Annotated in this window: 26 protein-coding genes, 1 tRNA gene and 2 riboswitches; of the genes, 10 read left to right on the top strand and 17 right to left on the bottom strand. The window is 67.7% G+C overall.

All coding sequences use genetic code 11. From position 1 onward, the window contains the following. The first annotated feature begins 104 nt into the window (after positions 1-104). A tRNA-Leu gene (locus tag OSC30_RS10275) sits at positions 105-189 on the top strand. A gap of 88 nt (positions 190-277) precedes the next feature. After that, positions 278-937, top strand: a complete 660-nt coding sequence (locus OSC30_RS10270) for a hypothetical protein (protein ID WP_267171756.1) — start codon at positions 278-280, stop codon at positions 935-937. A gap of 56 nt (positions 938-993) precedes the next feature. Here the strand turns inward: OSC30_RS10270 and OSC30_RS10265 are convergent, their stop codons facing one another. Further along, positions 994-1,407 carry a VOC family protein gene (locus OSC30_RS10265; RefSeq protein WP_267171755.1) on the bottom strand — a complete coding sequence of 138 codons (414 nt, stop codon included), beginning with the start codon at positions 1,405-1,407 and terminating at the stop codon, positions 994-996. Between the two features lie 157 nt (positions 1,408-1,564). After that, positions 1,565-1,650: riboswitch (glycine riboswitch) on the top strand. Position 1,651: 1 nt separating this feature from the next. Further along, positions 1,652-1,733: riboswitch (glycine riboswitch) on the top strand. A gap of 43 nt (positions 1,734-1,776) precedes the next feature. On the opposite strand from OSC30_RS10265, the gene gcvP reads away from it, so the two are divergent. Continuing rightward, a complete protein-coding gene (gcvP, locus tag OSC30_RS10260) occupies positions 1,777-4,680 on the top strand; it encodes an aminomethyl-transferring glycine dehydrogenase (RefSeq protein ID WP_267171754.1) in 2,904 nt (967 codons plus the stop codon). Between the two features lie 178 nt (positions 4,681-4,858). Here gcvP and OSC30_RS10255 read toward each other — a convergent pair whose 3' ends face one another. The 3 genes from OSC30_RS10255 to OSC30_RS10245 form a co-directional block, all read right to left on the bottom strand. Continuing rightward, positions 4,859-6,937, bottom strand: a complete 2,079-nt coding sequence (locus OSC30_RS10255) for a putative bifunctional diguanylate cyclase/phosphodiesterase (protein ID WP_267171753.1) — start codon at positions 6,935-6,937, stop codon at positions 4,859-4,861. Between the two features lie 312 nt (positions 6,938-7,249). Further along, complete coding sequence (locus OSC30_RS10250; RefSeq protein WP_267171752.1) at positions 7,250-7,486, bottom strand: helix-turn-helix domain-containing protein; 237 nt, start codon at positions 7,484-7,486, stop codon at positions 7,250-7,252. Continuing rightward, positions 7,486-7,977, bottom strand: a complete 492-nt coding sequence (locus OSC30_RS10245; protein WP_267171751.1) for a DUF2975 domain-containing protein — start codon at positions 7,975-7,977, stop codon at positions 7,486-7,488. Before OSC30_RS10245 ends, OSC30_RS10250 begins: the two co-directional genes overlap by 1 nt. An 83-nt stretch (positions 7,978-8,060) precedes the next feature. Between OSC30_RS10245 and OSC30_RS10240 the strand changes: the two genes are divergently transcribed. Then, positions 8,061-8,996, top strand: a complete 936-nt coding sequence (locus OSC30_RS10240) for an ATP-binding cassette domain-containing protein (RefSeq protein ID WP_267171750.1) — start codon at positions 8,061-8,063, stop codon at positions 8,994-8,996. Continuing rightward, a complete protein-coding gene (locus OSC30_RS10235; RefSeq protein WP_267171749.1) occupies positions 8,993-9,727 on the top strand; it encodes an ABC transporter permease in 735 nt (244 codons plus the stop codon). The genes OSC30_RS10240 and OSC30_RS10235 overlap by 4 nt, the downstream gene beginning before the upstream one ends. Here OSC30_RS10235 and OSC30_RS10230 read toward each other — a convergent pair. Further along, the gene (locus OSC30_RS10230) at positions 9,724-9,909 is read right to left on the bottom strand and encodes a hypothetical protein (protein WP_267171748.1); all 186 of its coding nucleotides are present in this window, start codon (positions 9,907-9,909) and stop codon (positions 9,724-9,726) included. The two genes, OSC30_RS10235 and OSC30_RS10230, sit on opposite strands and share 4 nt — an antisense overlap. Before the next feature lie 190 nt (positions 9,910-10,099). Then, positions 10,100-10,516 carry a hypothetical protein gene (locus OSC30_RS10225; protein WP_267171747.1) on the bottom strand — a complete coding sequence of 139 codons (417 nt, stop codon included), beginning with the start codon at positions 10,514-10,516 and terminating at the stop codon, positions 10,100-10,102. Positions 10,517-10,668: 152 nt separating this feature from the next. Between OSC30_RS10225 and OSC30_RS10220 the strand changes: the two genes are divergently transcribed. Further along, positions 10,669-11,166, top strand: a complete 498-nt coding sequence (locus OSC30_RS10220; RefSeq protein ID WP_267171746.1) for a cupin domain-containing protein — start codon at positions 10,669-10,671, stop codon at positions 11,164-11,166. Between the two features lie 85 nt (positions 11,167-11,251). On the opposite strand, the gene OSC30_RS10215 is transcribed toward OSC30_RS10220, so the two are convergent. Together OSC30_RS10215 and OSC30_RS10210 are read right to left on the bottom strand one after the other, a co-directional pair. Continuing rightward, positions 11,252-12,118 carry an NAD(P)H-hydrate dehydratase gene (locus tag OSC30_RS10215; protein ID WP_267171745.1) on the bottom strand — a complete coding sequence of 289 codons (867 nt, stop codon included), beginning with the start codon at positions 12,116-12,118 and terminating at the stop codon, positions 11,252-11,254. Next, a complete protein-coding gene (locus tag OSC30_RS10210; RefSeq protein ID WP_267171863.1) occupies positions 12,115-12,870 on the bottom strand; it encodes a histidine phosphatase family protein in 756 nt (251 codons plus the stop codon). The genes OSC30_RS10215 and OSC30_RS10210 overlap by 4 nt, the downstream gene beginning before the upstream one ends. Before the next feature lie 259 nt (positions 12,871-13,129). On the opposite strand from OSC30_RS10210, the gene OSC30_RS10205 reads away from it, so the two are divergent. Further along, positions 13,130-13,357, top strand: a complete 228-nt coding sequence (locus OSC30_RS10205; RefSeq protein ID WP_267171744.1) for a hypothetical protein — start codon at positions 13,130-13,132, stop codon at positions 13,355-13,357. A 190-nt stretch (positions 13,358-13,547) separates the two neighbouring features. Here OSC30_RS10205 and OSC30_RS10200 read toward each other — a convergent pair whose 3' ends face one another. The 7 genes from OSC30_RS10200 to miaA form a co-directional block, all read right to left on the bottom strand. Beyond that, on the bottom strand, positions 13,548-14,840 hold the full coding sequence (locus tag OSC30_RS10200) for an adenylosuccinate synthase (RefSeq protein ID WP_267171743.1): 1,293 nt from the start codon (positions 14,838-14,840) through the stop codon (positions 13,548-13,550). Between the two features lie 58 nt (positions 14,841-14,898). Further along, on the bottom strand, positions 14,899-15,084 hold the full coding sequence (locus OSC30_RS10195) for a DUF2065 domain-containing protein (RefSeq protein WP_267171742.1): 186 nt from the start codon (positions 15,082-15,084) through the stop codon (positions 14,899-14,901). A gap of 7 nt (positions 15,085-15,091) precedes the next feature. Further along, positions 15,092-15,958: a protease modulator HflC gene (gene hflC / locus OSC30_RS10190; RefSeq protein WP_267171741.1), complete on the bottom strand. Its 867-nt coding sequence runs from the start codon at positions 15,956-15,958 to the stop codon at positions 15,092-15,094. Further along, positions 15,955-16,995 carry an FtsH protease activity modulator HflK gene (hflK, locus tag OSC30_RS10185; RefSeq protein WP_267171740.1) on the bottom strand — a complete coding sequence of 347 codons (1,041 nt, stop codon included), beginning with the start codon at positions 16,993-16,995 and terminating at the stop codon, positions 15,955-15,957. The genes hflC and hflK overlap by 4 nt, the downstream gene beginning before the upstream one ends. Before the next feature lie 318 nt (positions 16,996-17,313). Continuing rightward, positions 17,314-18,645 carry a ribosome rescue GTPase HflX gene (gene hflX / locus OSC30_RS10180; protein WP_267171739.1) on the bottom strand — a complete coding sequence of 444 codons (1,332 nt, stop codon included), beginning with the start codon at positions 18,643-18,645 and terminating at the stop codon, positions 17,314-17,316. A gap of 164 nt (positions 18,646-18,809) precedes the next feature. Then, positions 18,810-19,091 (bottom strand): RNA chaperone Hfq, encoded by a 282-nt coding sequence (gene hfq / locus OSC30_RS10175; RefSeq protein WP_267171738.1) that lies wholly within the window; start codon positions 19,089-19,091, stop codon positions 18,810-18,812. 240 nt (positions 19,092-19,331) lie between these two features. Beyond that, positions 19,332-20,270, bottom strand: coding sequence for a tRNA (adenosine(37)-N6)-dimethylallyltransferase MiaA (gene miaA / locus OSC30_RS10170; protein WP_267171737.1), 939 nt, complete (start codon positions 20,268-20,270; stop codon positions 19,332-19,334). A gap of 240 nt (positions 20,271-20,510) precedes the next feature. Here miaA and OSC30_RS10165 point away from each other — a divergent pair, with 240 nt between their 5' ends. From OSC30_RS10165 to kbl, 3 genes are all read left to right on the top strand, one after another. Continuing rightward, positions 20,511-20,708, top strand: coding sequence for a hypothetical protein (locus OSC30_RS10165; protein WP_267171736.1), 198 nt, complete (start codon positions 20,511-20,513; stop codon positions 20,706-20,708). Positions 20,709-20,787: 79 nt separating this feature from the next. After that, positions 20,788-21,822: an L-threonine 3-dehydrogenase gene (gene tdh, locus OSC30_RS10160; RefSeq protein ID WP_267171735.1), complete on the top strand. Its 1,035-nt coding sequence runs from the start codon at positions 20,788-20,790 to the stop codon at positions 21,820-21,822. Between the two features lie 182 nt (positions 21,823-22,004). Continuing rightward, entirely contained in the window at positions 22,005-23,204 is a 1,200-nt protein-coding gene (kbl, locus tag OSC30_RS10155; protein WP_267171734.1) for a glycine C-acetyltransferase, read from the top strand. Between the two features lie 88 nt (positions 23,205-23,292). On the opposite strand, the gene OSC30_RS10150 is transcribed toward kbl, so the two are convergent. Together OSC30_RS10150 and OSC30_RS10145 are read right to left on the bottom strand one after the other, a co-directional pair. Next, positions 23,293-24,048 carry a pseudouridine synthase gene (locus OSC30_RS10150; protein WP_267171733.1) on the bottom strand — a complete coding sequence of 252 codons (756 nt, stop codon included), beginning with the start codon at positions 24,046-24,048 and terminating at the stop codon, positions 23,293-23,295. 316 nt (positions 24,049-24,364) lie between these two features. Next, positions 24,365-25,501 (bottom strand): OmpA family protein, encoded by a 1,137-nt coding sequence (locus OSC30_RS10145; protein ID WP_267171732.1) that lies wholly within the window; start codon positions 25,499-25,501, stop codon positions 24,365-24,367. Positions 25,502-25,675: the final 174 nt, after the last annotated feature.

The following is a 25,675-nucleotide window of genomic DNA, read 5'->3' as shown; positions in this document are numbered from 1 at the left end:
TGCCGCGCGATGCAATGAAATTCCTATCAACGAAGTGTTGACAAGCTTGGGGGAGGTGCCTACTCTACGCGGCTCGCGCAGCCCGAACGGCTCGCGCGACACCTGCCCAGGTGGCGGAATTGGTAGACGCACTAGTTTCAGGTACTAGCGGGTAAAACCGTGGAGGTTCGAGTCCTCTCCTGGGCACCAATTGTAGATGAAGCCCGCCGCAAGGCGGGCTTTTTCGTTTCCGGAACGGACGGGTCCCTGCCTGAGGGGCGATCAGCCGTCGCCTGCCATGAAGCAGTCCGCGCGGATGCCATCCGCCGCCGGGCGTCACCGGGCCACGACGATGCGTCAGGCACACTACGCGAACGCCAGGCATCCGCGGAGAAAGCCCATGGCCCACGCAGCTGAACACATAAGAAGCTGGCCGAAGGAGTCGCGCGAGGCGGCCCAGCTCGTCATTGACGCTCACGGCGAACCCGATGAGGTCACCGACAGCCAGCTCGTCTGGCTCGCTGCAGGCCCGTGGAAGCGCGTCGTGGCCACCAAGGCGTTTTTCCAGCACGACTTCCCCGCACCGCACATCGACGCGGTCGAATCGGTCATCGACTACCGCGTGCCACCGGAGAAGTTCGCCGAGCTGGCGAAATTCGACGGCAGCGTGATCGCGGAACGGACCGCGGGCGAGGTCTCTGCACGGTGCCACGATGAGCAGGCCAACTTCCTTGCGCTCAACCTGATGCACGACATCGTCACCGGCACCCGGACCGCCGATGAGGCACGCGCCTATTACGCCAAGGAATTCGCCGACTACCGGCGCAAGAAGCCCACCCCGTACATGGAAAAGCTGCGCTTTGCGCCGGGGCGTGACACCGCCGATCCGGATACGCGCCTGCTCTCCGATGACGACCTGGCACGGGCGAAGAAGGAAGGCGAACAGCACAAGGCGTAGGCGGGGGGCTGGCGCAGCCGCGACTATCTCCCGCGCACCGGGCCGGATCTGGCCGCTTACACCGCTGGCTGTCCTTTCAACTCGATCATGTTGCCCTGCGGGTCGTAGCAGTAGATCGACGGCCCCTCGCCCTGCGCCCCATAGCGCGAACCGATGTCGCCCACACGCACGCCATGCGTCTTCAGGTGCGCCACGATGGCCGCCTCGTCGTAGTTCTCCACGCTCAGGCACAAGTGGTCCATGTTGTGCCCTTCCCTGCCCGGCCCGGCGCCGCCCAGGCGGCCGAGCTTGCCGTCCAGCGGCACCAGGTCGATCAGCGATTCACCCGCGCGCAGCTGCACCAGGCCGATGGCGTCCTGCCGCCGTTCCTGCGTACAGCCGAGCACGTCGCAGTAGAACGCCTGCATGGCGGCCAGGTCGTGGACGCGCAGCACTACATGGTCGATCTGCTGAAGGCGGAACGGGGGCATAACCACTCCTCAGGCAAGCGCTCTTTTACTGTAGGAGCCCACTTCTGGGCGATGCTCTTGCTCTGGCAGGACATCGGAGCGATCGCCCACAAGTGGGCTCCTACGAGAGCTTCGGTGATGCTAATCGTACAGCTGGCCGCGGGGTATAATCGCCCCTTCGCACGCGGCGGGAGAAGCGGGGAACAGCCCGCTGCCGAAGACGCAACGCCCGTAATCGCTCAGGCCCGATACCGCCGCGTGCAGACACTCTGGAGAGACCGGTCGAATCCGGCGCCGAAGGGGCACGAAGCATTTGCTTCCAAACTCTCAGGCAAAAGGACAGAGGGGCGCCCCACGTGCGGCATGCACGCCAGCCTTCGGACGTCCGTCATGAGCCAAACACCCCAATCTTCCCCGGCCGCTTCCTCGCTGCGCGAACTGGAAAGCCACGACGCCTTCATCGCGCGCCACATCGGCCCCAACGATGCCGAGATCGCGCAGATGCTGCGCACGATCGGCCACGACTCGCTCGACGCGATGACCGACGCCATCGTGCCGGGCAAGATCAAGTCGTCCGCCGCGCTGGACCTGCCCAGCGCCATCAGCGAAGTCGACGCGCTGGCCAAGATCCGCGCCATCGCCGACAAGAACCAGGTATTCAGGAGCTTCATCGGCCAGGGCTACTACGGCACCCATACGCCCAACGTCATCCTGCGCAACATCCTGGAAAACCCGGCCTGGTACACCGCCTACACGCCTTACCAGGCGGAGATTTCGCAGGGCCGCATGGAAGCGCTGATCAACTTCCAGACCATGTGCGCCGATCTGACCGGCATGGAGATCGCCAACGCCTCGCTGCTGGACGAAGCCACCGCGGCGGCCGAGGCGATGACGCTGGCCAAGCGCTCGGGCAAATCCAGGTCGAACCTGTTCTTCGTCTCCGACCGGGTGCATCCGCAGACGCTGGAGGTGCTCAAGACGCGCGCCGAAGCGATGGGCATCGACCTGCAGGTGGGCAACGACGCCGACGCGGCCGCGGTCGACAGCTACGGCGTGCTGCTGCAATACCCGGATACCTTCGGCCACATCGGCGACTACAAGACGCTGGCCGAGGCCGTGCATGCGCGCGGCGGCATCGTCTGCGTGGCGACCGACCTGCTCGCGCTCACCCTGATCGCCGCGCCCGGCGACTGGGGCGCGGACATCGTGGTCGGCAACACCCAGCGCTTCGGCGTGCCGTTCGGCTTCGGCGGCCCGCACGCGGCCTTCATGGCCTGCCGGGACGCGTACAAGCGCTCGATGCCGGGGCGCCTGATCGGCGTGTCGATCGACGTCGAGGGCAAGAAGGCTTACCGCCTGACCCTGCAGACCCGCGAGCAGCACATCCGCCGCGAGAAGGCCACCTCCAACATCTGCACCGCGCAGGTGCTGCTGGCGGTGATGGCGAGCATGTACGCCGTCTACCACGGCCCCGAGGGCCTGACCCGCATCGCCCGCCGCGTCCATCGCCTGGCCGCGATCCTGGCCGCCGCGCTGGGCCAGGGCGGGGTCGCCGTGGGCAGGGATTTCTTCGACACGCTCCATGTCACCGGGATCGATGCCAAGGCGATCCTCGCCAAGGCCGAGGCTGCGCGGATCAACCTTCGCCGCCTCGACGACAAGAGCGTGGGCATCAGCCTGGACGAGACCACCACGCGCGCCGACGTCGTCGCGCTGGCCGGCCTGTTCGGTGCGCAGGCGGACGTCGACGCGCTCGACGCGGCCACCTCCGACGCCCTACCCGCCGCGGTCGCACGCAAGAGCGACTTCCTCACCCACCCGGTATTCAACACCCACCACAGCGAGCACGAACTGCTGCGCTACATGCGCGCGCTGGCGGACAAGGACCTGGCGATGGATCGCACGATGATCCCGCTGGGCTCGTGCACGATGAAGCTCAACGCCACCGCCGAGATGATCCCGGTGACCTGGCCCGAGTTCGGCCAGATCCATCCGCTCGCGCCTGCCTCGCAGACGCAGGGCTACAAGCAGCTGATCGACGGCCTGGAAGCGATGCTGGTCGAATGCACCGGCTACGACGAGGTCAGCCTGCAGCCGAACTCCGGCGCGCAGGGCGAATACGCCGGCCTGCTCGCGATCCGGGCCTACCACCGCTCGCGCGGCGAAGGCCACCGCGACATCTGCCTGATCCCCGAGTCGGCCCACGGCACCAACCCCGCTTCCGCGCAGATGTGCGGCATGCAGGTGGTGGTGACCAAGTGCGATGCCAACGGCAACGTCGACCTGGAGGACATGCGCCGCAACGCGGAGAAGTATTCCGACCGCCTCGCCGCGCTGATGATCACCTACCCGTCCACGCATGGCGTGTTCGAGGAAGACATCGTCGCCATCTGCGACATCGTCCACCAGCACGGCGGCCAGGTGTACACCGACGGCGCCAACATGAACGCACTGGTCGGCGTGGCCAAGCCCGGCAAGTGGGGCTCGGACGTCAGCCACCTCAACCTGCACAAGACCTTCTGCATCCCGCACGGCGGCGGCGGCCCGGGCGTGGGCCCGTGCGCGGTCAAGTCGCACCTGGCCCCGTTCCTGCCGCGCAAGCTCGGCGAAGACACGCCGGTGGGCATGGTCTCGGCAGCAAGCTTCGGCTCGGCCTCGATCCTGCCGATCAGCTGGATGTACATCACACTGATGGGCCGCGAAGGCCTGCGCCGCGCCACCCAGGTCGCGCTGCTCAACGCCAATTACATCGCCAAGCGCCTGGCCGACCACTACGCGACGCTCTACACAGGCCGCAATGGCCTGGTGGCGCACGAGTGCATCCTCGACCTGCGCCCGCTCAAGGATGCGACCGGCATCAGCGCGGAAGACGTCGCCAAGCGCCTGATCGACTTCGGCTTCCATGCCCCGACCCTGAGCTTCCCGGTCGCCGGCACGCTGATGGTCGAGCCGACCGAGAGCGAATCGATGCACGAGCTGGACCGCTTCATCGACGCGATGATCCAGATCCGCGACGAGATCCGCGCGGTGGAAGGCGGCCGCCTGGATCGCGAGGACAACCCGCTCAAGCACGCCCCGCACACCGCCACCCAGGTGTCGGCCACCGAGTGGACCCACGCCTACCCGCGCGAGCTGGCCGCCTTCCCGCTGCCCAGCCTGAAGTTCCAGAAGTACTGGTCGCCGGTGGCCCGCGTGGACAACATCTACGGCGACAAGAACGTGTTCTGCAGCTGCGTGCCGATCAACGACTTCAAGGACGACATCGAGGCGTTCAGCGAACCGAACGTGTCCTGATCGGTCGATGGAAAAAGCCCCGCCGCGGCGGGGCTTTTTTTTGGTTCACGCTTTACCAGAAAGGTTGTTCATGCGGATCGGCGCGCGATATCCGGCACCGCGCATTCCCTGCGAAGCGGGGAAAGGTGCCGACAGGCGGATGGGGGCGCTCTTGCAAAAGACCCAAAAAAAGGCCGCCCTACTCCACCGATTCCTCGGCCGCCAGGCACTGCCGCTCGAACTCGGCGGCCGACATCGGCCGGGCCAGCAGGTAACCCTGCACCTGGTCACAGCCCAGCGCGCGCAGGATCCTGGCCTGCGCGGCCGTCTCCACGCCTTCGGCCACCACTTCCATGCCAAGGATATGGGCCAGCTCGATGATCGCGGCGATGATCGCGCGCGGCTCGTGCTCTCCCTCGTCCAGCGCCTGCACGAAGAACTGGTCGATCTTCAGCTGCCGCACCTGGAACTTGCGCAGGTAGGCGAGGCTGGAATAACCCGTGCCGAAATCGTCGATGGCGAACTCGAAGCCGTGCGCGCGGAAGTCCTCGAGCACCGTGGTGGTGCGTTCGGCATCGCGCATGGCCATGCTCTCGGTGACTTCGAACATGATCTGCGAGCTTTCGATGCCCGCCGCGGAGACGATGCCCGCGGCCACGTCGACCAGCCCGGGCTGCTGGATCTGCATGGGCGACAGGTTGATGGCGACGCGCACCGGCGACAGGCCGCGGTCGTGCCAGTCACGCAACTGGCGGCAGGCTTCCCGGATCACCCATTCGCCCAGCCGTCCGATCTGCCCGCTGCGCTCGGCCACGCCGATGAACTCCAGCGGCGGCACCGCGCCCAGTTCCGGATGGCACCAGCGCAGCAGCGCCTCCGCGCCGACCATGACGCCGGTGTCGCCGCAATGCTTGGGCTGGAAGTGCAGCGCCAGGCTGCCATCCTCCAGCGCGGTCTGCAGGCCGTGCTGGATCTTCAGCAAGCGCACCGCACGCTCGCGCATCGAGGTGTCGTAGCAGCGGTAGCCGTTTCGGCCACCTTCCTTGGCGTCGTACATGGCCGCGTCGGCGTGCGCGATCAGGTCTTCCACTGTTTCGCCGTCGCGCGGGTAAAGCGCCACGCCGATGCTGGGCGTGACCCGCAGTTCGGTACCGCGCACGTCAAAACCTCCCTGCATCAGGTCGATCAGTTGCTGGGCGATGCGCAGGGCAGAGTCCGGGCTGTGCATGTGTTCCAGCACGGCCACGAATTCGTCGCCGCCCATCCGCGCCAGGCTGTTCTTGTGCAGCGCACCGGCCAGCCGGTCGGCCACCGCGCGCAGCAGCTCGTCGCCGAAACCGTGGCCCAGCGTGTCGTTGATGGCCTTGAAGCCGTCCAGGTCGATGTACAGCACGGCCAGGTGGCCATGCCCGGCGCGCGTGCGCGCCAGCGCCCGCTCCATCCGCTCGGCCAGCAGATGGCGGTTGGGCAGGCCGGTCAGGGGATCGTGCGTGGCCAGGTGATGCAGCTGGCTGTTGAGATGGTCGAGCGAGCCGGACAACCGCTGCGCTCGCACGTACAGCCGCGTCACCACTTCGGACAGCGCCAGCGATGCTCCCATCGCGACCACGGCGACCAGGCTCACGACGCTTCCCAGCCAGACCGTACCCGGCGAGCTCTCCAGCGACAGCACCGGGTGATCGCCGTAGGACAGTCGGGTCGACCAATCCAGCAACAGGCAGATGAGCAGCCCCATCACCGCCGACAACAGTGCGCGTCGACCCAGCTGGCGCCGCTTGGCGCGCGGCCGGAACGCATGCATCAGGCGCAGGCCGCAGGCCACGCCGATCGTGCACAGCACCACCCAGCCCAGCCATACCGCCGGCTGGTAGCGGGTGCCACCGGCCACGTTCACCGCACCCTCGCTGAACATGTGGACGAGCGCCACGCCTACGCCGATCGCCAGCGAACCGGCCAGCCAGCGCCGCCGTCCCAGTACCGCGCAATCGGCAACCCAGAGCAGGCCCAGGCCCACCGCCAGTGCAGCCAGGCCGGAAGCCACGCTCATCACGGGGTCGAACGTACCCACCGCCCGCGGCAGGCGCGCCAGCATGCCCACGAAATGCACCGACCACAGGCCAAGGCCCAGCATCCAGGCGCCCACCCCGTACCAGATGGAGCGATGCACGGTGGCGCGGGAGGCGGCGATACGGCCGGTTGCATCGATGGCCTGATAGGCGATCAGACTGCCGATGAGCAGCGAAAGAAGCTCCAGGCTGAGACGATAACTGCCGACCATGACGTACTCGAAGCCGACAAGACGGCAATTCCCTGCCTTAGCGGCCGGATGGCTGGTTTCTTTAGGCGCGGCGGGAGACGCGCGGACCTCAGCCGCCGTGCTGGTTCAGGCCACGCAGGCGTGCTTGATGTGGCCACGGCCCACCTCGCCACGCGGCGCGAGGTCGGCGCGATGAGCACCTTCGCACGCCTGGATCTGCCGATCATCGCTGGATCGAACGAACGCCGCCCAGGCCCGCCGGTGGTGGACAAACAACAGCTGGTAATGCGAGGCCCCTGATCCCAGGCACAGGCCGATTCCATGCCTGGCGGATCAATCCGGTTCGGCGTCCGCCAGGTCGTTGGGATCGAAGTCGTAACCGAGCAGGTCCGCCGGCTGGCACTGCAGTACCGCGCACATCTTCGCCAGCGTGCGGAAGCGGATGCCCTTGACCTTGCCCGAGCGGAACAGCGAAAGCTGCGTCTCGCTGATCCCGACTTCGGCGGCCAGGTCGCGGGCCTTGATGCGCTTGCGGGTGATCACCTCGTCCAGCGTCACGCGGATCGGCATCAGAGGATCTCGTCCAGTTCGGCCTGCATGCGGCGAGCCTGCTCCACCAGCCGCGCCAGCAGCACCAGCGCCGCACCGACGATCGCCAGCATGATCCCGGACAGGTCGAAGTAGGCGTAGCCACCGCGTCCATGTTCGATCACCCGGGTGAGGTTGGTCACCGCAAACAGGCTGAGCAGCGCGCCGGCCATCACCGCGCAGCCGATCTGGCGCAGCGCCCGCGCCACGGTAACGGCGAACAACCGGCCCAGCGCCAGTTCGCCCAGCGCGCGGCGCACCGCCCACAGGCCCCATAGGTAGAACCAGCCCGGCAACACGTGCACCGTGGCCACGCGCCAACCGTGGCCGCTGAGGTCGCCGCGGAGGAGCAACGAGGCCAGCGGTATCACCACAAAGGGCAACAACAGCAACAGTGCAAGGCCGACCCAGACCGCGGTAGTGATCCGGCGCAGCAGCCGGCAATGCTGTTGGAAGCGTTTCAGGTCCGACATCGTGGTTCCTGGGAAATTTAAGTTTGACTTAAAGACATCGACGCGAATAACTTTATCTCCAACTTAAAGACAAGGGAAAGTCCATGTCCTTCGCGATAGAGACCCAAAGCCTCTGCCGCCGCTTCGGCGATCGCCTGGTCGTCGACCAGATTTCGTTGCATGTGCCCCGGCGCGCCATCTACGGCTTTCTCGGCCGCAACGGCGCCGGCAAGACCACCACGCTGAAGATCCTGCTCGGCCTGTTGCGCGCCGATCATGGACGCGCGTTGGTCGATGGCATCGATGTGGCAGTCGAGCGCCGCGCCGCCGCGCGCAGGGTCGGCGCCCTGCTCGAGGCGCACGGCTTCTACGTGAACCTGAGCGGCGAGGCGAACCTGGATCTTACCCGGCGGTTGCTCGGCTGCCCCGCCACCGAGGTTGCGCGCGTGCTCGCGCTGGTGGAACTGGGTGCGCATGCGCGCCGGCGGGTGGCCGACTATTCGCTGGGCATGCGCCAGCGGCTCGGGCTGGCGAGGGCGCTGCTGGGTGCGCCGCCGGTACTGGTGCTGGACGAACCGACCAACGGCCTGGACCCCGAAGGCATGGCCGACATGCGCCGCTTCCTGCGCGAGCTACCCGAACGGACGGGGGTCACCGTGCTGTTGTCCAGCCATTTGCTGGGCGAAATCGAGCACGTGGCCACGCATGTGGGCATCCTGAGCCAGGGCCGGCTCGTGATGGAGGGCGGGCTGGCCGAACTCAAGGCGGGGCTGACCGCGGAGATCCGCGTGCAGGCCGACGACCCGGCCCGCGCCGCGAAGGTGGCACGCGCCCATGGCTTCACCATCGACGCGGCCGACGATGGGCTCACCGTGCGGCTCGCGCCCGGGGAAGACCCGCGCGAGGGCTCGGCTGCGCTCAATCGTGCGCTGTGCGCCGCGGGCGTGGCCGTGCACGCCTTGCATCCGGAGCTGCCGTCGCTGGAACGGCTTTACCGGGCGGTCTCGCAATCGCCCGCCGCCGTGGAGGCCACCCCATGAACACGCTCGCCACCGCCCTGCTGGTCGAACACCGCAAACTGCGCCGCTCGCTGGCGTTGCTGCTCGCCGCCAGCGTGCCGCTGCTGATCGCCGTGTTCCTGTTCTTCAACCTGCTGCGTGGGCACCAGGCCCGCCCATGGCAGCAGGACATGCAGATGGGCGCGGCGATCTGGGCCTTTTTCATGCTGCCGATGGGCGTGACCGCGCTGACCGTTCTGGTGGCGCAGGTCGAGCACGTTCCGCGTAGCTGGGATCACCTGCGCGCCCTGCCCGTGCCGCGCTGGCATTTTTTCCTGGCCAAGGCGGCGTGGGTGCTGGGTATTGTTGCGTTGATGAGCGCGGGGGTATTGGCAGGTAGCGCGGCAGCGCTCTACCTGGCCGGACGGATCGAGCCGGCCGTGGCACCGCAGGGGCCGTTGGACATGGGCTACTGCGTGCTTCTTTACGGCCGCATGTATCTGTCGGCGTTCCTGCTCGTAGCGGTGCAACTCTGGCTGGCACTGCGTTATGCCAGCTTCGTTCCCGCGCTGGCCGCCGGCATCGGCGGCACCTTCTTCGCCGTGGTGGCCAGTTCGGCGAAGGTCGGGGTCGTGCTGCCCTGGCAGGTGCCGATCAACCTGCTGGCAAGCGATCCGCTGCGGGCGCGGATCGCCCTGCTATGGGGATGCCTGGGTGGAGTGGCTGCGCTGGCGCTGATGCTGGTGCATCTCGCGCACCGGGAAGTGCGCTAGCTGTCCTGCGCGCGGCCGGGCGAGCCGACCGGGGAGGGCTGCGCGTCGCCGCGGGCGGCGAACATCGGCGGCACGCCACCCGGGCTTTTCGCCGGGGTCGTCGCTGGCAGCTTGATACCGGAATGGACAGTGCCGCCTGCCAGCGATTGACGGGATGCGGGCAGGGACTCGTCGTAATGCATGGCCGCGGGCTCCAGTTGGGTTTGGTCACGCGACTGTGCGGCAGCGCCAGTGCAGCGAGCGTGTGGAGGACGCCAAGGGAACGCCGACACGCGGGCCTGCCTGGTAACAAGGCCGTCGAAGATTCGGCCCAGCGCCCCCGCCGCACACCGAAGGCGCGAACCCGCCCCGCACGCTACGCCGGATCCGGCCTCAGCCTCGCCCGCCGCGGCTGGGTGCGCCCGGCGGTGGATCGAGCCCACCGTCCTTGCCGCCGACGCCGTGGCCCTTGGTGGAACCCACGCCGCTCTCGCGTTGCTTGCGCTCCTGGATGTGCTGGGCGCGATCCTGCCCCACCCCACCGGTCTGGTAGGTCGGGCCGTTTTCCTGGATCGGCACGATGGCGTCGGGATCCTCCGGCTCGCCCATCGCCTTGCGGCCCTGCGGGTCGCCGAAGCCGTGGTGCGGGCGCATCTGGCCATTACCGCTGTCGCCGCCGGTGCCACCCGCGGACTCGATCGCCTCGCCGGTTTCTCCCTCGACCTGTACCTGGTCCTGTTCGGCGCGCTTGCCGATGGCGTCCTGGAGGTTGGCGTTGGTACGGCCGCGCGGATCGTCGATGCTTCCCATGGGGTTCTCCCGTTCCGGAATGGCTGCGCATGATCGTGCCGGAACGAAGGTCAGCAGGGCGTGCAGCAGGAATGCCCGCAGCGTTAGTCGATTCGTGCACACCTCCGGCGGCAACCTTGGCCGCGCCGACATGCCTGCAAGGGTCAACCAACATGCAAACCGAAGCCTTCCGGCTCGCTCGCCACGATTGGGTTCCCAACCACCCGCGGCTGCCCGTGCTGCTCTACCACCAGGCGCTTGCCGGCCTGGACGGTGCCGCCATCGAGGAGTGCTTCGATGGCAACGGCTGGCCGCCGCAGTGGCGCGCGGGCGTCTACGAGTTCCACCATTACCACTCCACCGCGCACGAGGTGCTCGGCGTGGTCAACGGCACAGCATTGCTGGTGCTGGGTGGCCCGGACGGGCGCGAGGTCGAAGTGGACGCGGGCGACGCCGTGCTGCTGCCCGCCGGCACCGGCCACCGCAGCCTCCGCTCCAGCGACGGTTTCCAGGTAGTGGGCGCCTATCCGCCCGGGCAGCAGTGGGACATCTGCAGAAAAGCCCCGGACGAAGCGATGCTTGAGCGCATCGCAACCCTGCCCTACCCGACCTGCGATCCGGTGAGCGGCGACCACGGCCCGATGCTGGCGTGCTGGAGCCAACCCGCCTGACCCCACCGCCCGTAGGGTGGGCTTCAGCCCACCACCGCCCTGGCCGCAAAACCGCGATGGGCCGAAGCCCACCCTACGCGCACGGTCAGATCCGATCGAGGATTCCGGGCACCGGCCCGGGAATCTCGCGCGCCAGGAAACCCAGCGAGCCGACCGAGCCTTCCAGCACGCGCCCTGCCTCGGCGTGCACGAACACGCCCCACAACGCCGCCTGCACGGCGTCGCCGCAACGTGCCGCCAGGCCGGCGATCACCCCGGCCAGCACATCACCGGAACCGGACGTGCCCAGCCCATGGCAACCGCCGGGATGGACCCAGGACCGCCCGTCGGGTGCGGCGATGTGCGTGGTGGCCCCCTTGAGCACCGGCACGCTGCGTGCCCGGCGTGCGAGGGCGCACGCCAGCGCGTGGGGCTCCTGTTCCACCTGTGCCTTTTCCCGGCCGCACAGCTTGGCCATCTCGCCCGCGTGCGGGGTGAGCACGAACGGCTTGCCCGGCGGCGCGCGCAGATCCGGCGCCAGCGCGCCGGCGTCGATCACCGCAATGCCGCGCATATGCCGGATGACCCGTTGCACCAATGTTGCGGCTGCCGCCGACGGATTCATGCCGCAACCGACCAGCACCGCATCGCAACCGTCCAATGCCTGATCCAGGGCCGGGCTGCCACGCGCGATCTCGCCCTGCGCCGTCACCGGCAAGCCCAGCACCAGCGCTTCCGGCATCGCCACCGCGAGCGGCAACGCCACCTCCTGGGTGGTGGCGAGCTGCAATTTGCCGGCACCGGCGCGCAGGGCGCCGGTGCCAGCCAGCAACACCGCGCCGGGCACGCGGCTGGAGCCGCCGACCACCAGCACCCGTCCGCGCTGCTCCTTGCCACCGCGCGGATCGGGCAAGGGCATCGTGCGCAACAGCCGCGCGGTCAGGCGTTGCGGCTTCGCCTGGACCGCGCTCATCGCGCGCCTTTGGGCCGGTCCGATTCGATCGTCACCGGCGAGCCGGCCTGCACCAAAGGCGCGACGAAGTTGGTGCGCTCCAGCACCAGGCCGCAACCGTCCGGCGCCTCGACGTATTCGGTGATGCCGCAATTGGGCACGTCGCCGTTGCGGTCGATCGAAAGGATCGTGCCTTCGTCCATCCGTTCCAGCAGATAGCGGAAGCAATTGACGATCACCTGGTGGCCGACGATCATCACGCGCTCGCCCGCGTGGTTGCGCTGCAGGTCACTCAGCATGCTGCGCAGGCGCAATACCACGTCGCACCAGCTCTCGCCGCCGGGCGGGCGGAAATAGAATTTGCCGACCAGCTGCCGCTGTTCGGCCAGCTCGGGAAACTTGGCGCGGATGCCGGCGCGGGTGTAACGATCGAGCACGCCGAACTCCTTCTCGCGCAGGCGCTCATCCACTACCACCTGCTCGGGCGATTGACCCATCGCCGCGGCTACCGCGTCGGCGGTTTCGCGCGCCCGCTTGTAGGGCGAGGCCATGAATGTGGTGGGCCGGTCCTGTTCCGGCAACGCCCGCGCCCATTCGCCGAGCGCACGGGCTTGCTCCAGACCCTGCGGCGAGAGCGGCACGTCAGCGTCGCGATGCTGCAGGTCGATCAACGGTGCACCGGAAGCTTCCGCGCGGTCGCGGGCGATGTTTCCGGCGCTTTCACCGTGCCGGATGACCCACAACCGCTGTGGCCAACCGATGTTGCCCTGCATGACCGCTGCACCCACGCCGCTCTCCCGTTCCGGAATATGCGAAGCATGGGCACGGGCGCCGTGAATGGCTGGTCGACCTGTCGCATGGCGGGCACGCTCCCTCTGCACGCCACGGCGCCTGAGCTATTTACTAGCGCCAGTTAGACGGCGGCCTCACGATCGTTGGGCGACCATCACAGTCGCGAACGGTCGACCCCGGCCGATCGTTCGCAACGCGTGCCGAGCCCACCCGGCCTGACCGTCGAACGAGAACCCCGCCATGCGAAACCCCCTGCAACTGCGCTGCAACCAGTTGGAGCGCTCGATGCGCACCCTGCACGACGAATGCGACCGCCTGATGCGCGAGAACGCGCTGCTGCGCGAACGGATCCAAGGCACCGGCCAGAGCGTGCAGCGCCTCGACGACGAACTGGCACGCATCGCCTCCGGACCGGACGCCGAGCAGGCACCGTTCGTGGTCCGGGCCTCGTCGATCAGGATGTATTAAGACGCCAGGCCGCGCCCCCGCTTCGGCGGAGCCGGAGAGCTGCCACCCTCGTTGCAACCGCTTGCGGTCGGTGTTCTTGGCGTGGTCGAAGATCAGGGCATTGCCGGCTGCCGTCTGGCCGGATCACAACCGATCCCGTCCACAAAAAAGGCCCCGCGGTGGCGGGGCCTTCGTGGTGCGAGCGCGGCGATCAGGCGAACGGATCGTCCAGCACGATGGTGTCGTCGCGGTCGGCGCCGGTGGCGACGATGGCCAGGCGGCAGCCGGACAATTCCTCCACCGCGCGCAGATAGGCACGGGCGGCAGCGGGCAGCTTGTTCCAGTCGCGGATGCCGGCGGTGGATTCCTCCCAGCCGGGGAACTCCAGATAGACCGGTTTGCACTCGGCCCAGCCGTCGGCGTCCAGCGGTGCCAGTTCGCGGCGCTTGCCGCGGTATTCGTAGGCAACGCACACCTTGATCGACGGCAGGCCGTCGAGCACGTCCAGCTTGGTGATGGCCAGGCCGTTGATGCCGTTGATCTGCACCGCGCGCTTGAGCGCCACCAGGTCGATCCAGCCACAGCGGCGCGGACGGCCGGTGCTGGCGCCGAACTCGTTGCCGACCTTGCGCAGGCGCTCGCCCATGTCGTCGTGCAGTTCGGTGGGGAACGGGCCGCCGCCGACGCGGGTGGCGTAGGCCTTGCAAATGCCCAGCACGTAGTCGATGTCGCCGGCGCCCACGCCGGTGCCCGCCAGCGCGCCACCGACGGTGGTGTTGGACGAGGTGACGTACGGATAGGTGCCGTGGTCGATGTCCAGCAGCGCGCCCTGCGCACCTTCGTACAGGATGTTGCCACCCTCGGCACGCACCTCGTGCAGGATGGTGGCGACGTCATCGACCAGCGGACGGATGTATTCGCCCCACGCCAGTGCGTCGTCGAGCACCTTCTGGTAGTCGACCGGCTCGGCCTTGAGCCACTGGGTGAGAATGAAGTTGTGGTAATCGACCGCGACCTCGAGCTGCGCCGGCAGCTCGTGCGGGTACATCAGGTCGGCCACGCGGATCGAGCGGCGCGCGACCTTGTCCTCGTAGGCCGGGCCTATGCCGCGGCCGGTGGTGCCGATCGCCTTGCCGCCGGCGGCCACCTCGCGCGCCTTATCGACGGCGATGTGGTAGGGCATGATCAACGGCGTGGCGGGGCTGATCTTCACCCGCGAGCGCACTTCCACGCCGTTGCCCTCGAGCTCGGCGATCTCGTTGATCAGCGCCTCGGGCGAAAGCACCACGCCGTTGCCGATCAGGCACAGCGCGTCTTCGCGCAGGATGCCGGAGGGAATCAGGTGCAGCACCGTCTTCTTGCCCTTGATCACCAGCGTGTGGCCGGCGTTATGGCCACCCTGGAAGCGCGCCACCGCGCTGACCCGCTCGGTCAGCAGGTCGACGATCTTGCCCTTGCCTTCGTCGCCCCACTGGGCTCCAAGAATGACGACTGACTTGCCCATGAAAGTTCTCGCTCGTTGGGTGCTCCACGCGGGAGCCGTAAGTGGGGAAAACGAAATCTCAGCGCACCAGTTGCAACACCGCCAGCCCGGCGACCACCGCCACGGCGCCGAATACGCGCAGCGTGCGCGGCTGCAGCTCCAGTGCCTGGCGCACCATCGACTGCCAGTGACGCGGGGCGGCGAACAGCATCAAGCCCTCGAACACCAGCACCAGGCACAACGCGATGGCAAGCTCGTGCGGCATCGAGGCATCAGCGTTTGGCGGCGCCGTCGTCGAAGTAGCGCAGCAGCTCCGCGTCGGGCTTGAGCACCAGCGTGCCCTTGCCGTCGGCGAAGGCTTTCTTGTACGCCGCCAGGCTTCGATAGAACGCGAAGAACTCCGGGTCCTGGCTATACGCGCGGGCGTAGATGGCGGCCGCCTCGGCGTCGCCCTGGCCGCGCACGGTGGCCGCGTCACGGTCGGCATCGGCGCGCAGCACCTGGCCCTGGCGATCGGCGTCCGCCTTGATCTTCTCCGCCTGCTCCTGGCCGGTATAGCGCAGTTCGTTGGCCAACTGTAGGCGCTCGGCGCGCATGCGCTTGTAGACCGACTCGCTCACTTCCTCGGGCAGGTCGATGCGCTTGATGCGCACGTCGACCACGGCGATCCCCAGGTTCTTGCGCGCGGCCACGTCGGTCTGCTTGCGCACGCGCTCGGTGATGTCCTTGCGCCCGCCCGCGATCAGGTCCTGCAGGCTGCGCGAGTTGAACTCGAAGCGCAGCGCATCCTTGACCACCGGGCTCAACCGTTGCGCCGCCTGGTTGGCGTCGCCGCTGGTGGCGCGGTAATAGGCCGCGTTGTCGGCGATTCGCCACTTCACGTAGAAGTCGACGTTGACGCTCTTCTTCTCGGAGGTGAAGTAGCGCTCAGGCGGCGCGTCCAGACCCTGGATGCGGCTGTCGAAACGCACCACCTGCTGGACCAGCGGCGCCTTGAAGTGCAGGCCCGGCGCGTAGTCAGTCTGCACGATGCGGCCGAACTGCAGCAGCAGCGCGCTCTGCCCTTCGCGCACCACGAAGGCGCTGTTGAAGCCCAGCAACACCAGCAGCACGGCGATCACGATCCAGACGATCTTCATGGCTGGGTCCCCTTGTCGGTGGCGTCATCGGAAGTGACGGCGGTTGCCGTGCCCGGGCTGGCCGGCGGGGCCGGCGGCAGGTTGATGATGGTGCGGCCATTGGAGCCGTCGATCACCTTGCGGTTGCCGGCCATCACCTGCTCCATCGTCTCCAGCCACAAGCGCTTGCGGGTCACTTCCGGCGCCGCCTTGTATTCCTTCAGCAGCAGGTCGAAGCGTTCGGCGTCGCCCTGTGCGCGGGCAATGCGCTCGGCCTTGTAGCCGGAGGCCTCGGCGGCGATGCGCGAGGCGTCGCCGCGGGCCACCGGCACCACCTTGTTGGCGTAGGCCAGCGCGCCGTTCTCGATGCTCTGCTTGTCTTCGCGCGCCTTGTTGACGTCGTCGAAGGCGTCCTTGACCTCGGCCGGCGGCGAGACGTTCTGGAAGCTCACCGCGGTGACCTGCAGGCCGGCGTGGTAGCTGTCGAGGGTCTTCTGCAGGGCCTGGTTGGCCTCGCCGACCAGCGCGGCGCCTTCGCCGGACAGGATCGTGTCCATGTCACTGCGGCCGATCACCGAGCGCACGGCCGCCTCGGAGGCCGCGGCGATGGTGGTTTCCACGTCGTCCACCGAGAACAGGTAGGCGCGCGCGTCGGACACCTGGTACTGCACGGTGAAGTCGATGGTGATGATGTTCTCGTCGCGGGTCAGCATGCGCACGCTGTCCTGCAGCGAGCGCACGCGGGTGGTCTGGACCTTGGTCACCGACTCGACCGGCTGCGGGAGCTTGAAGTGGAACCCCGGCGGCAACGTGCGGCTGTACTGGCCGAAGCGCAGCACCACGCCGGCCTGGCGCGCATCGATGATGGTGTAGCTGCTCAGCAGCAGCCAGGCCAGCACCAGCGCCAGCACGATGGTGATGATGCCGCCGGGGCCACCATGCTTGCCCAGCCGCGCGCGCAGGCGCTTGAGGACATCGTCCAGGCCGTGGTTGCCGGCGCCGGGGCGCTTGCTGTTCCAGGGGTCGCGTTGGCCGTTGCCGGGCTCGTTCCAGGCCATCTCAGTCTCCTAGGGGCAAGGGGCGGGACGGCGTAAAATGCCGGTGGACAAGTCGCAGAATCAGGGCCATAGAGCGCAGCATTCGAGGTCGGGGATGAACGAACCGCGGCACGCCGCGATCGATCTCGGTGCGGGCGGAGAAAGTGCCGCACAAACGCCGGTTAGTCTAACAGAGGTGAATTGGCACGTGGCTCCAGCCACTGCCTGCCGAGCCCGCGCCCTCATCCTTGCGGGGCCCACTCGTGGGCGATGCGCTTGCCGCCCGGCCGGAAGCATCGCCCGCTTGCGGGCGCCTACCAAACCGCCCACCCGGGGCACTCATGGCGTGTCGGGCGAACCGAGCACCCCGCGCAGCAGCGCGGCATCCTGCGGATGGCCACCGCCCAGGGGCGCGATCACGCTGCGCGGCGCGTCGATCTGCAGGCGCCAACCATGTTCATCCACCGATTCCCCGGCGATCGCACCGGCCGCGCGCAGGCGCGCGTGCAGGCGGCCGGCCGAGAGCGGCAATTGCAGTTCGCTCTGCACGCGCTCGCCACCAAGCAGTTCGCCCAGCGCCTGGCGCAGCAAGTCCAGCCCTTCGCCGGTGCGTGCGGAGAGCCAGACCTGGGTCGGCCGCCCTTCCCCGTCGCGCACGATCCGCGGCCCGGTGCCGGCACGGGCTTCATCACCGTCCCGCAGTGCATCGATCTTGTTCATGACGTGCAGTTGGGGCACGTCGCCGGCGCCGATCTCTTCCAGCACGCCGTCGACCACCCGGTGCAGGCGCTCGCGCTCCTCGTCGGCCGCGTCGCTGACGTGCAACAGCAGGTCGGCGTCGCGCGCCTCGGCCAGGGTCGCGCGGAAGGCGGCCACCAGGTCATGCGGCAGCTCGCGGATGAAACCCACCGTGTCGGCCAGCACCGCCGGACCGCAGGAAAGATCCTCGATCTTGCGCACGGTCGGATCGAGCGTGGCGAACAGCAAGTTGGCGGCGAATACCTCGCCCTCGGTCAGCGCATTGAACAGAGTGGACTTGCCCGCGTTGGTGTATCCGACCAGCGCCACCCGCGGCACTGTGTTGCGCAGGCGCGCGCGGCGCTGCTGGGTGCGCTGCACCTGCACCTTCTCCAGCCGCCGGGTGAGCATCTTGACGCGCTCACCGAGCAGGCGGCGGTCGGTTTCCAGCTGCGTTTCGCCGGGGCCGCGCAGGCCGATGGCGCCGCCGCGCTGGCGCTCCAGGTGGGTCCAGCCACGCACCAGGCGGGTGGCCAGGTGCTTGAGCTGCGCCAGCTCCACTTCCAGCTTGCCTTCGTGCGAGCGGGCGCGCTGGGCGAAGATGTCCAGGATCAGCCCGGCGCGGTCGACCACGCGCACGGCCAGCAGCTTTTCCAGGTTGCGCTCCTGCACCGGCGTGAGCAGGTGATCGACCAGCACCACGTCCGCCTCGGTGGCGCGCACCGCTTCGGCCACTTCTTCGGCCTTGCCGGTGCCGATGTAATAGCGGGGGTTGGGGTCCTCGACCCGTGCCGGGACGCTGGCGAGCACTTCGGCGCCGGCCGAACGCACCAGTTCGGCGAATTCCTCTGCCCGGCGGACCGCATCGCCCTCGCCGCGGCCATGCGGAAGGATCAGTACGGCGCGTTCGCCCTTCTTTTGTCTATCGAACACTAGGTTGGCGTGGCCTGTGGATGCGCGCCGTCGGCGAAACGCCGGCGGCTGGGGGTCGAGGCCGGCATTGTATGCCGATCATCGCCCCGCCGACGGCAAGGCGCCGTCGGCGTAGTTGCCGGCGGGCCAGGCAACCCGCCGGCAGCATGAATCCTTCCCTGGGATCAGTCGTCGCCCTCGGCGGACGATGCGTGTGTGTCGGCGTGGCCGTCGGCATGGCCCTCATGGCCGTTGCCCATGCGCACGTTGCGGCTGGGCACCACGGTGGAAATGGCGTGCTTGTAAACCATCTGGCTCACCTGGTTGCGCAGCAGCACCACGAACTGGTCGAACGACTCGATCGTGCCTTGCAGCTTGATGCCGTTGACCAGGTAAATGGCGACCGGAACCCGCTCACGGCGGAGTGCGTTGAGAAACGGATCTTGCAATGACTGCCCTTTGGACATGTTGTTGTACCCCCTCGCGAACCTTCGCGGGCCGGAGAAAAGACGCACGCGCGGCGACCGGCCCAAGTCGAAGGGATATTAACCGCTTTTAAATGGCGGGCGGAAGCTCGTGAATGGCGACATGCGTCGCGGAGCCCCGTCTCCGTGTAGGAGCCCACTTGCGGGCGATGCTCCTGTTCGTTGTGCACATCAAAGCATCGCCCAAGAGTGGGCTCCTACAAAGTGCAACGCGGGCGAACTCTACAGGAACGATTCCAATGCCCCGCAGGCGCGGTCGAGCAGGCCGGCCTGGTCCGGGTCGAGCGCGCGCGCATCGAGCTCGGCGCGCAGCCAGGTGATCTGCCGCTTGGCCAGCTGGCGGGTGGCGAAGATGCCCTTGTCGCGGAACGTGGGCGCATCGATCGCGCCATCCAGATGTTCCCAGGCCTGGCGATAACCGACCGCGCGCAGGGCCGGCAAGTCCGCGGACAGGTCGCCGCGGGCGCGCAGCGCCTTCACCTCGTCCAGGAAGCCGGCTGCCAGCATGGCGTCGAAGCGTTGCGCAATGCGCGCGTGCAGCTCGCCGCGATCGGCGGGCAACAGCGCCAGCTTCAGCACCCGCCAGGGAAAAGGCTCGCCGCTGCCGCCGGTTTGCTGCTCGGACAACGGGCGGCCGGTGAGCTCGATCACTTCCAGCGCGCGTTGCAGGCGCTGGGCATCGTTGCGGCCGATGCGCGCGGCCGCGGTCGCATCCAGCCTGGCCAGGCGCGCATGCAGCGCCGGCCAACCACACACCGCGGCCTCGCCGGCCAGCCGGGCGCGGATCGCAGGCGCGGCGTCCGGCAGCGCCGAAAGCCCCCGCTGCAACGAACGGAAGTACAAGCCGGTGCCGCCGACCAGCAGGGGTACCCGGCCATGGGCGTGGATGCGCGCCATGGCCGCCAGCGCGTCGGCGCGGAAATCGGCCGCCGAGTACGGTTCGGATGGATCGCGCAGATCCAGCAGCGCGTGCGGGTGCCGGGCCAGCATGGCGGCATCGGGCTTGGCCGCGCCGATGTCCAGCCCGCGGTAGACCAGCGCCGAGTCCACGCTTACCAGCTCCAGCGCGAAGCGTTCGCGCAGTGCGCAGGCCAGCGCGGTCTTGCCCGACGCGGTCGGGCCCATCAGGAATATGGCGAGCGGGCGGGCGTCGGCAGGCACCGGCGCATTGTAGCGGCGCGCACGCTGGCGCCGGCGCCACAATTCCGCGGCGCTTCCACGGGAAAGCCACGGTGAAACCGATCACGTTTTTACCGATAATTCACCCCTCGCGACGACGACAGCTTGCCTGCGCCGCTTGGTGGGCGCACCATCGGCGCATAGCGACCACATAGAATTCACGCGATGGCGCACCGAATCGACGCGGAACACGATCAGGACGCTGGAGAGGGGACAGTTGTCATGTTGCAGCCAGGTATCGCCACGCCCGCCGCGCGCGTCCATCCCGCCACCCAGCCCGCTCCACTGCGTCCGGTACAGGACGACGCCTCGACGGCGCGTCGCAAGCCGATCTGGGACAAGAACAACGTCGGTTTCTGGCTGACGGCATGCATCCTGGCCAGCCTGGTCTTTTCGATCGCCTGGCGCGCCATCGGCTGAGCACGCAGCCTGCCTCGCGGCAAGGCCCTATAATCGTCGGCTTCCCCGCCCGCCTCCGCGGGCCAGACGATGGTGTCCCATGCCGCAGACGATGAAAGCCCTGGTCAAGCGCAAGCCCGAACAGGGCATCTGGATGGAAGAGGTGCCGGTTCCCGAGATCGGCCCCAACGAGGTGCTGATCAAGGTCGAGAAGACCGCCATCTGCGGCACCGACCTGCACATCTACAAGTGGGACGAATGGTCCCAGCGCACGATTCCCCAGGGACTGACCATCGGCCACGAGTTCGTCGGCCGCATCGCCGAGCTCGGCAGTGCCGTGACCGGCTACAAGGTCGGCGACCGCGTCTCGGCCGAAGGCCACATCGTCTGCGGACATTGTCGCAACTGCCGCGCCGGGCGCCAGCACCTTTGCCCGAACACTGTGGGCATCGGCGTCAACCGCAACGGCGCCTTCGCCGAGTACGTGGCGGTGCCAGCCTCCAACCTCTGGCCGATTCCCGACCAGATCCCTTCCGAGCTGGCCGCGTTTTTCGATCCCTATGGCAACGCCGCGCATTGCGCGCTGGAGTTCGACCTGATCGGCGAGGACGTGCTGATCACCGGCGCCGGCCCGATCGGCGTGATCGCCGCGGGCATCGCCAAGCATGTGGGCGCGCGCAACGTGGTGGTCACCGACGTCAACGACTACCGCCTGAAGCTGGCCGCCGACATGGGCGCCACCCGCGTGGTCAACGTGTCCAACCAGTCGCTCAAGGACGTGGTCAAGGACCTGCACATGGAAGGCTTCGACGTCGGCCTGGAGATGAGCGGCAATCCGCGTGCCTTCAACGACATGCTCGACGTGATGTACCACGGCGGCAAGATCGCGCTGCTGGGCATCCAGCCCAAGGGCGCCGGCATCGACTGGGACAAGGTGATCTTCAAGGGCCTCACGCTGCAAGGCATCTACGGCCGGCGCATGTACGAGACCTGGTACAAGATGACCCAGATGGTGCTGACCGGCTTCCCGCTGCAGAAGGTGCTGACGCACCAGATCGCCATCGACGATTTCCAGAAGGGTTTCGACCTGATGGATGCGGGCACCTGCGGCAAGGTGGTCTGCTCCTGGACATGAGTCCGGGCAGCCGCCCTCGGCACAGGCTGAGCCTCTAGCCGAACGTCGTTCCCGCGAACGCGGGTGGCCATCCTGCTCCTCGAACGCCAAGCGAAAATGGCATTCCCGCGTTCGCGGGAATGACGCCCAGGCGGGTTTCGCCGCAATGCGCCCTGCCGCCGCCCCCAAGACCGGAGACCAACGTGACCTATACCGCCCGCGACCGCTACGCCACCGAGCTGGACTCCATCCGCGAGCAGGGCCTGTTCAAGGGCGAACGCGTCATCGTTTCGCCGCAGTCGTCCGAGATCGAGCTGGCCAACGGTCGCAAGGTACTCAACTTCTGCGCCAACAATTACCTGGGCCTGGCCGACCATCCCGACGTGATCGCCGCGGCCAAGCAGGCGCTGGACACGCATGGCTTCGGTATGGCCTCGGTGCGCTTCATCTGCGGCACGCAGGACCTGCACAAGCAACTGGAGGCGAAGATCGCCGAGTTCTTCGGTACCGAAGACACCATCCTCTACGCCGCCTGCTTCGACGCCAACGGCGGCCTGTACGAGCCGCTGCTGGGCGAGGAGGACGCGATCATTTCCGACGCGCTCAACCACGCTTCGATCATCGACGGCATCCGCCTGTGCAAGGCCAAGCGCTTTCGCTACGCCAACTGCGACATGGCGGACCTGGAGAAGCAGCTGCAGGCCGCCGATGCCGCCGGCGCCCGCACCAAGCTGATCACCAGCGACGGCTCGTTCTCGATGGACGGTTTCATCGCACCCCTGGACCAGATCACCGCACTGGCGAAGAAGTACAACGCGATGGTACACATCGACGAATGCCACGCCACCGGCTTCCTCGGCGCCACCGGCCGCGGCTCGGCCGAGGTGCATGGCGTGATGGACAATATCGACATCTTCACGGGCACGCTGGGCAAGGCGCTGGGCGGCGCGCTGGGCGGCTTCGCCACGGGACCCGCGGAAGTCATCGAACTGCTGCGCCAGCGCTCGCGCCCGTACCTGTTCTCCAACTCGCTGCCGCCGCACGTGGTGGCCGCCGCGATCAAGGTGTTCGACATGCTGGTCTCGGCCGGCGAGCTGCGCACGCGCGTGCAGGAAAACACGGCCTACTTCCGCGAGCGGATGACCGCCGCCGGCTTCGACATCAAGCCCGGCGTGCACCCGATCGTGCCGGTGATGATCTACGACGCGCCCAAGGCCCAGGCGATGGCTACCGCGCTGCTGGAAGAAGGCATTTACGTGACTGGCTTCTTCTATCCGGTGGTGCCGCAGGGCCAGGCGCGCATCCGCACGCAGATGAGCGCGGCGCACACACGCGAGCACCTGGACCGGGCGATCGACGCGTTCACCAAGATCGGCAAGCAGTTGGGCGTGATCGAGGGCTGATTCCGCGGGATCCATGCCTGTGTAGGAGCTCGCTCGCGGGCGATGCTTTCTGGCGACATCGAGCGAGGCATCGCCCGCAAGCGGGCTCCTACAAACGCAACGCCAGCACTTCTTCCGTTGTGAGGTGCCGCCATTGCCCCTTGGGCAAGTCGCCGAGCGCGAGGTTGCCGATCGCCACCCGGACCAGCCGCAGCACGCCGACGCCATGGGCCGCGAGCAGGCGGCGGATGTGCCGGTTGCGGCCCTCGTCCAGCACGATCTCGAGCCAGGCGTTTTTCTCCCCCGCGCGCAGCAGCGCCACCTTTCGTGCCGCCAACCGCTCGCCCTGGTCGAGGATGCCCTCGCCCAGCCGAGCCAACAGGCCCTCGTCGGGAATGCGGTCGGCCTGCACGTGATAGGTCTTGTCCACGTGCGTGGCCGGCTCGGTGATGCCCGCCGCCCACACCGTGTCGTTGCTGAGCAGCAACAGGCCTTCGCTGGCCTTGTCCAGCCGGCCGACCGGCCCCAGCCAGGGCAACCCGGCCGCGGCAAGCGCGTCGTAGACGGTAGCGCGGCCGCGCTCGTCCGCCGCGCTGACCACCAGCCCGCGCGGCTTGTTGAACATCACGTAGACCCGCGCGGCCTCGCCGATCGGCTGGCCGTCTACGGTGATGCCGCCCTGCCCGGCCGCGGTGGGATGTTCCGGATCACGTACCACGCGACCGCCGACCGCCACGCGTCCCGCGCGAACCCATTGCTCGGCCTGGCTGCGCGAGCACACGCCGCGCTTGGACAACACACGCGCCAGCCCGTAGCGCGGGCCATTGCGGGCAGAGGCGACGGGTGGACGGCGTGGCGCGGACATCGCGCAAGCGTAGCGACCGCGCCGGAGCGCCGGCAAGCTCGCGCAGGGCGGGCTTAAGCCCACCATGAACTTCCGCACCGCCAAACGTCGCGCTGGTGGGCCACAGCCCACCGTGCGTTGCCGCGCCCGCAAAGAAAAGTGCAATCGCGGCCTGCGGAGCACAGGGCCTTGAACGCCGCGATTCCGCTCCGGCGCGTTCGGCCCCGTGTCTGCAGGAGTCCCCGCGAGAGTGCGATGGCGTTTCCCGGCAAGACCGATGAACCAAGAAAAAACCCGGCCGAAGCCGGGTTTTTCCATTCTGCGTCGTACCGTCCGATTACTGCTCGACCTGCAGCTCCGTGCGGCGGTTGCGCGCGCGGCCTTCGTTGGTCTCGTTGGTGTCGATCGGATCGCTCTCGCCGTGGCCGATCGGGCCTTCCAGGCGGCTGGCGTCGATGCCGTGCGAAGTCAGGTAGTCATACACGATCTTCGCGCGACGCTCGGACAGCGACTGGTTGTAGGCATCGGTACCCACCGCGTCCGTGTAGCCGGCGACAGTCACCTGCACCTGCGGGTAGCGCTGCAGGGTATCGACGGCCTGGTCGAGGATGCCCAGCGAGTCGGAGGTCGGCTCGGCCAGCGCCTTGCTGATGTCCATCTCGCCCTTCGACGGACGGTCGAACTTGAAGTTCACGCCGCGCAGGTCGATCACGACCTTCTGCGGGCAGCCATCCGGACCGACGATGGTACCGGCGGCCGTGGCCGGGCACTTGTCTTCGCAGTCGTTGACGCCGTCGTTGTCGTTGTCCTGGGTGGAGCAATCGTTGACCGGCGGGGGCGGCGGCGGCGCGACCGGTTCCGGAGCGGCAGCCGGTTCGCCGAAGCGGGATACGAAGCTGAAGCCCAGGAACCAGTCACCGTAGCCGTCTTCGGTCGACTGGCTGTTGTCGTCCCAGTCGTAACGGTAGCCGGTCTCGATGCGGATATCCGAGCTGTCGGTGATGGTCTTGGAGACGCCCACGCCCAGTTCGGCCGCCGGCGACCAGCCATCATCAACCGGGTTCTTGTGGTAGCTGCCCATCACGCCGGCCAGCAGGTAGGGGCGCCAGGCGTTCCAGTCGCCACCGTAGAAGCGTGCGGCCACGCCATAGTTGGTATTCGACCAGTCGCCGCCGCCGACCGCGGTGTCGCGGTCACGCTTGGTGCGGTCGATGAACAGATCAATCGAGGCATTCGGCGAAACGAAACGGCCAACACCCAGGCCATAATAGAACTGGCGGCTGTTGGTATTGCGATCGGTATCGTTGTAATAACCGCCAACGGTCGGGGCGATGTACCAACGGCCGTCATAATCGCCCATGCTGCTGGTGGTGGCGGTATCGCCGGTCATATCGGCGGTGTTGTCCTGCGCGTGAACGGCACCAACGCCGCCCAGGGCCAAGGCAATAAGAAAATACAAGCCCTTACGTTTCATCAGGTGTGTCTCCTTCATTTATTGATGTTCGCAGCCGTTCACCTCGTACGGACCGCGCGTCAAACTCTCAGACTTCCGGAAGCTTGAGCCGCCCCCTCGCTATTCGTCCCTACGGGCAAGCGGCACGAGTGTAGCAAAATCGTTAAGTCGTTCACGGGTCACGCAGGCTCCCTG

It is taken from the genome of Frateuria hangzhouensis (assembly GCF_026410505.1).
GTDB lineage: Bacteria > Pseudomonadota > Gammaproteobacteria > Xanthomonadales > Rhodanobacteraceae > Frateuria_A > Frateuria_A hangzhouensis.
The sequence above is the reverse complement of the archived record's forward strand: the minus strand, read 5'-3'. Positions and strand labels throughout refer to the sequence as shown.

What these genes read in the sequence shown, in the direction of transcription:
- OSC30_RS10225 (WP_267171747.1), bottom strand. Translation starts at nt 10,516, where the DNA reads ATGGGAAGCATCGACGATCCGCGCGGCCGTACCAACGCCAACCTCCAG.
- OSC30_RS10165 (WP_267171736.1), top strand. Translation starts at nt 20,511, where the DNA reads ATGTTGCAGCCAGGTATCGCCACGCCCGCCGCGCGCGTCCATCCCGCC.
- OSC30_RS10255 (WP_267171753.1), bottom strand. Translation starts at nt 6,937, where the DNA reads ATGGTCGGCAGTTATCGTCTCAGCCTGGAGCTTCTTTCGCTGCTCATC.
- OSC30_RS10195 (WP_267171742.1), bottom strand. Translation starts at nt 15,084, where the DNA reads ATGCCGCACGAGCTTGCCATCGCGTTGTGCCTGGTGCTGGTGTTCGAG.
- hflK (WP_267171740.1), bottom strand. Translation starts at nt 16,995, where the DNA reads ATGGCCTGGAACGAGCCCGGCAACGGCCAACGCGACCCCTGGAACAGC.
- OSC30_RS10200 (WP_267171743.1), bottom strand. Translation starts at nt 14,840, where the DNA reads ATGGGCAAGTCAGTCGTCATTCTTGGAGCCCAGTGGGGCGACGAAGGC.
- OSC30_RS10240 (WP_267171750.1), top strand. Translation starts at nt 8,061, where the DNA reads ATGTCCTTCGCGATAGAGACCCAAAGCCTCTGCCGCCGCTTCGGCGAT.
- OSC30_RS10150 (WP_267171733.1), bottom strand. Translation starts at nt 24,048, where the DNA reads ATGTCCGCGCCACGCCGTCCACCCGTCGCCTCTGCCCGCAATGGCCCG.
- OSC30_RS10250 (WP_267171752.1), bottom strand. Translation starts at nt 7,486, where the DNA reads ATGCCGATCCGCGTGACGCTGGACGAGGTGATCACCCGCAAGCGCATC.
- OSC30_RS10265 (WP_267171755.1), bottom strand. Translation starts at nt 1,407, where the DNA reads ATGCCCCCGTTCCGCCTTCAGCAGATCGACCATGTAGTGCTGCGCGTC.
- OSC30_RS10230 (WP_267171748.1), bottom strand. Translation starts at nt 9,909, where the DNA reads ATGCATTACGACGAGTCCCTGCCCGCATCCCGTCAATCGCTGGCAGGC.
- OSC30_RS10205 (WP_267171744.1), top strand. Translation starts at nt 13,130, where the DNA reads ATGCGAAACCCCCTGCAACTGCGCTGCAACCAGTTGGAGCGCTCGATG.
- OSC30_RS10245 (WP_267171751.1), bottom strand. Translation starts at nt 7,977, where the DNA reads ATGTCGGACCTGAAACGCTTCCAACAGCATTGCCGGCTGCTGCGCCGG.
- OSC30_RS10235 (WP_267171749.1), top strand. Translation starts at nt 8,993, where the DNA reads ATGAACACGCTCGCCACCGCCCTGCTGGTCGAACACCGCAAACTGCGC.
- gcvP (WP_267171754.1), top strand. Translation starts at nt 1,777, where the DNA reads ATGAGCCAAACACCCCAATCTTCCCCGGCCGCTTCCTCGCTGCGCGAA.
- OSC30_RS10220 (WP_267171746.1), top strand. Translation starts at nt 10,669, where the DNA reads ATGCAAACCGAAGCCTTCCGGCTCGCTCGCCACGATTGGGTTCCCAAC.
- tdh (WP_267171735.1), top strand. Translation starts at nt 20,788, where the DNA reads ATGCCGCAGACGATGAAAGCCCTGGTCAAGCGCAAGCCCGAACAGGGC.
- hflC (WP_267171741.1), bottom strand. Translation starts at nt 15,958, where the DNA reads ATGAAGATCGTCTGGATCGTGATCGCCGTGCTGCTGGTGTTGCTGGGC.
- OSC30_RS10215 (WP_267171745.1), bottom strand. Translation starts at nt 12,118, where the DNA reads ATGAGCGCGGTCCAGGCGAAGCCGCAACGCCTGACCGCGCGGCTGTTG.
- OSC30_RS10270 (WP_267171756.1), top strand. Translation starts at nt 278, where the DNA reads ATGAAGCAGTCCGCGCGGATGCCATCCGCCGCCGGGCGTCACCGGGCC.
- hfq (WP_267171738.1), bottom strand. Translation starts at nt 19,091, where the DNA reads ATGTCCAAAGGGCAGTCATTGCAAGATCCGTTTCTCAACGCACTCCGC.
- OSC30_RS10145 (WP_267171732.1), bottom strand. Translation starts at nt 25,501, where the DNA reads ATGAAACGTAAGGGCTTGTATTTTCTTATTGCCTTGGCCCTGGGCGGC.
- OSC30_RS10210 (WP_267171863.1), bottom strand. Translation starts at nt 12,870, where the DNA reads ATGCAGGGCAACATCGGTTGGCCACAGCGGTTGTGGGTCATCCGGCAC.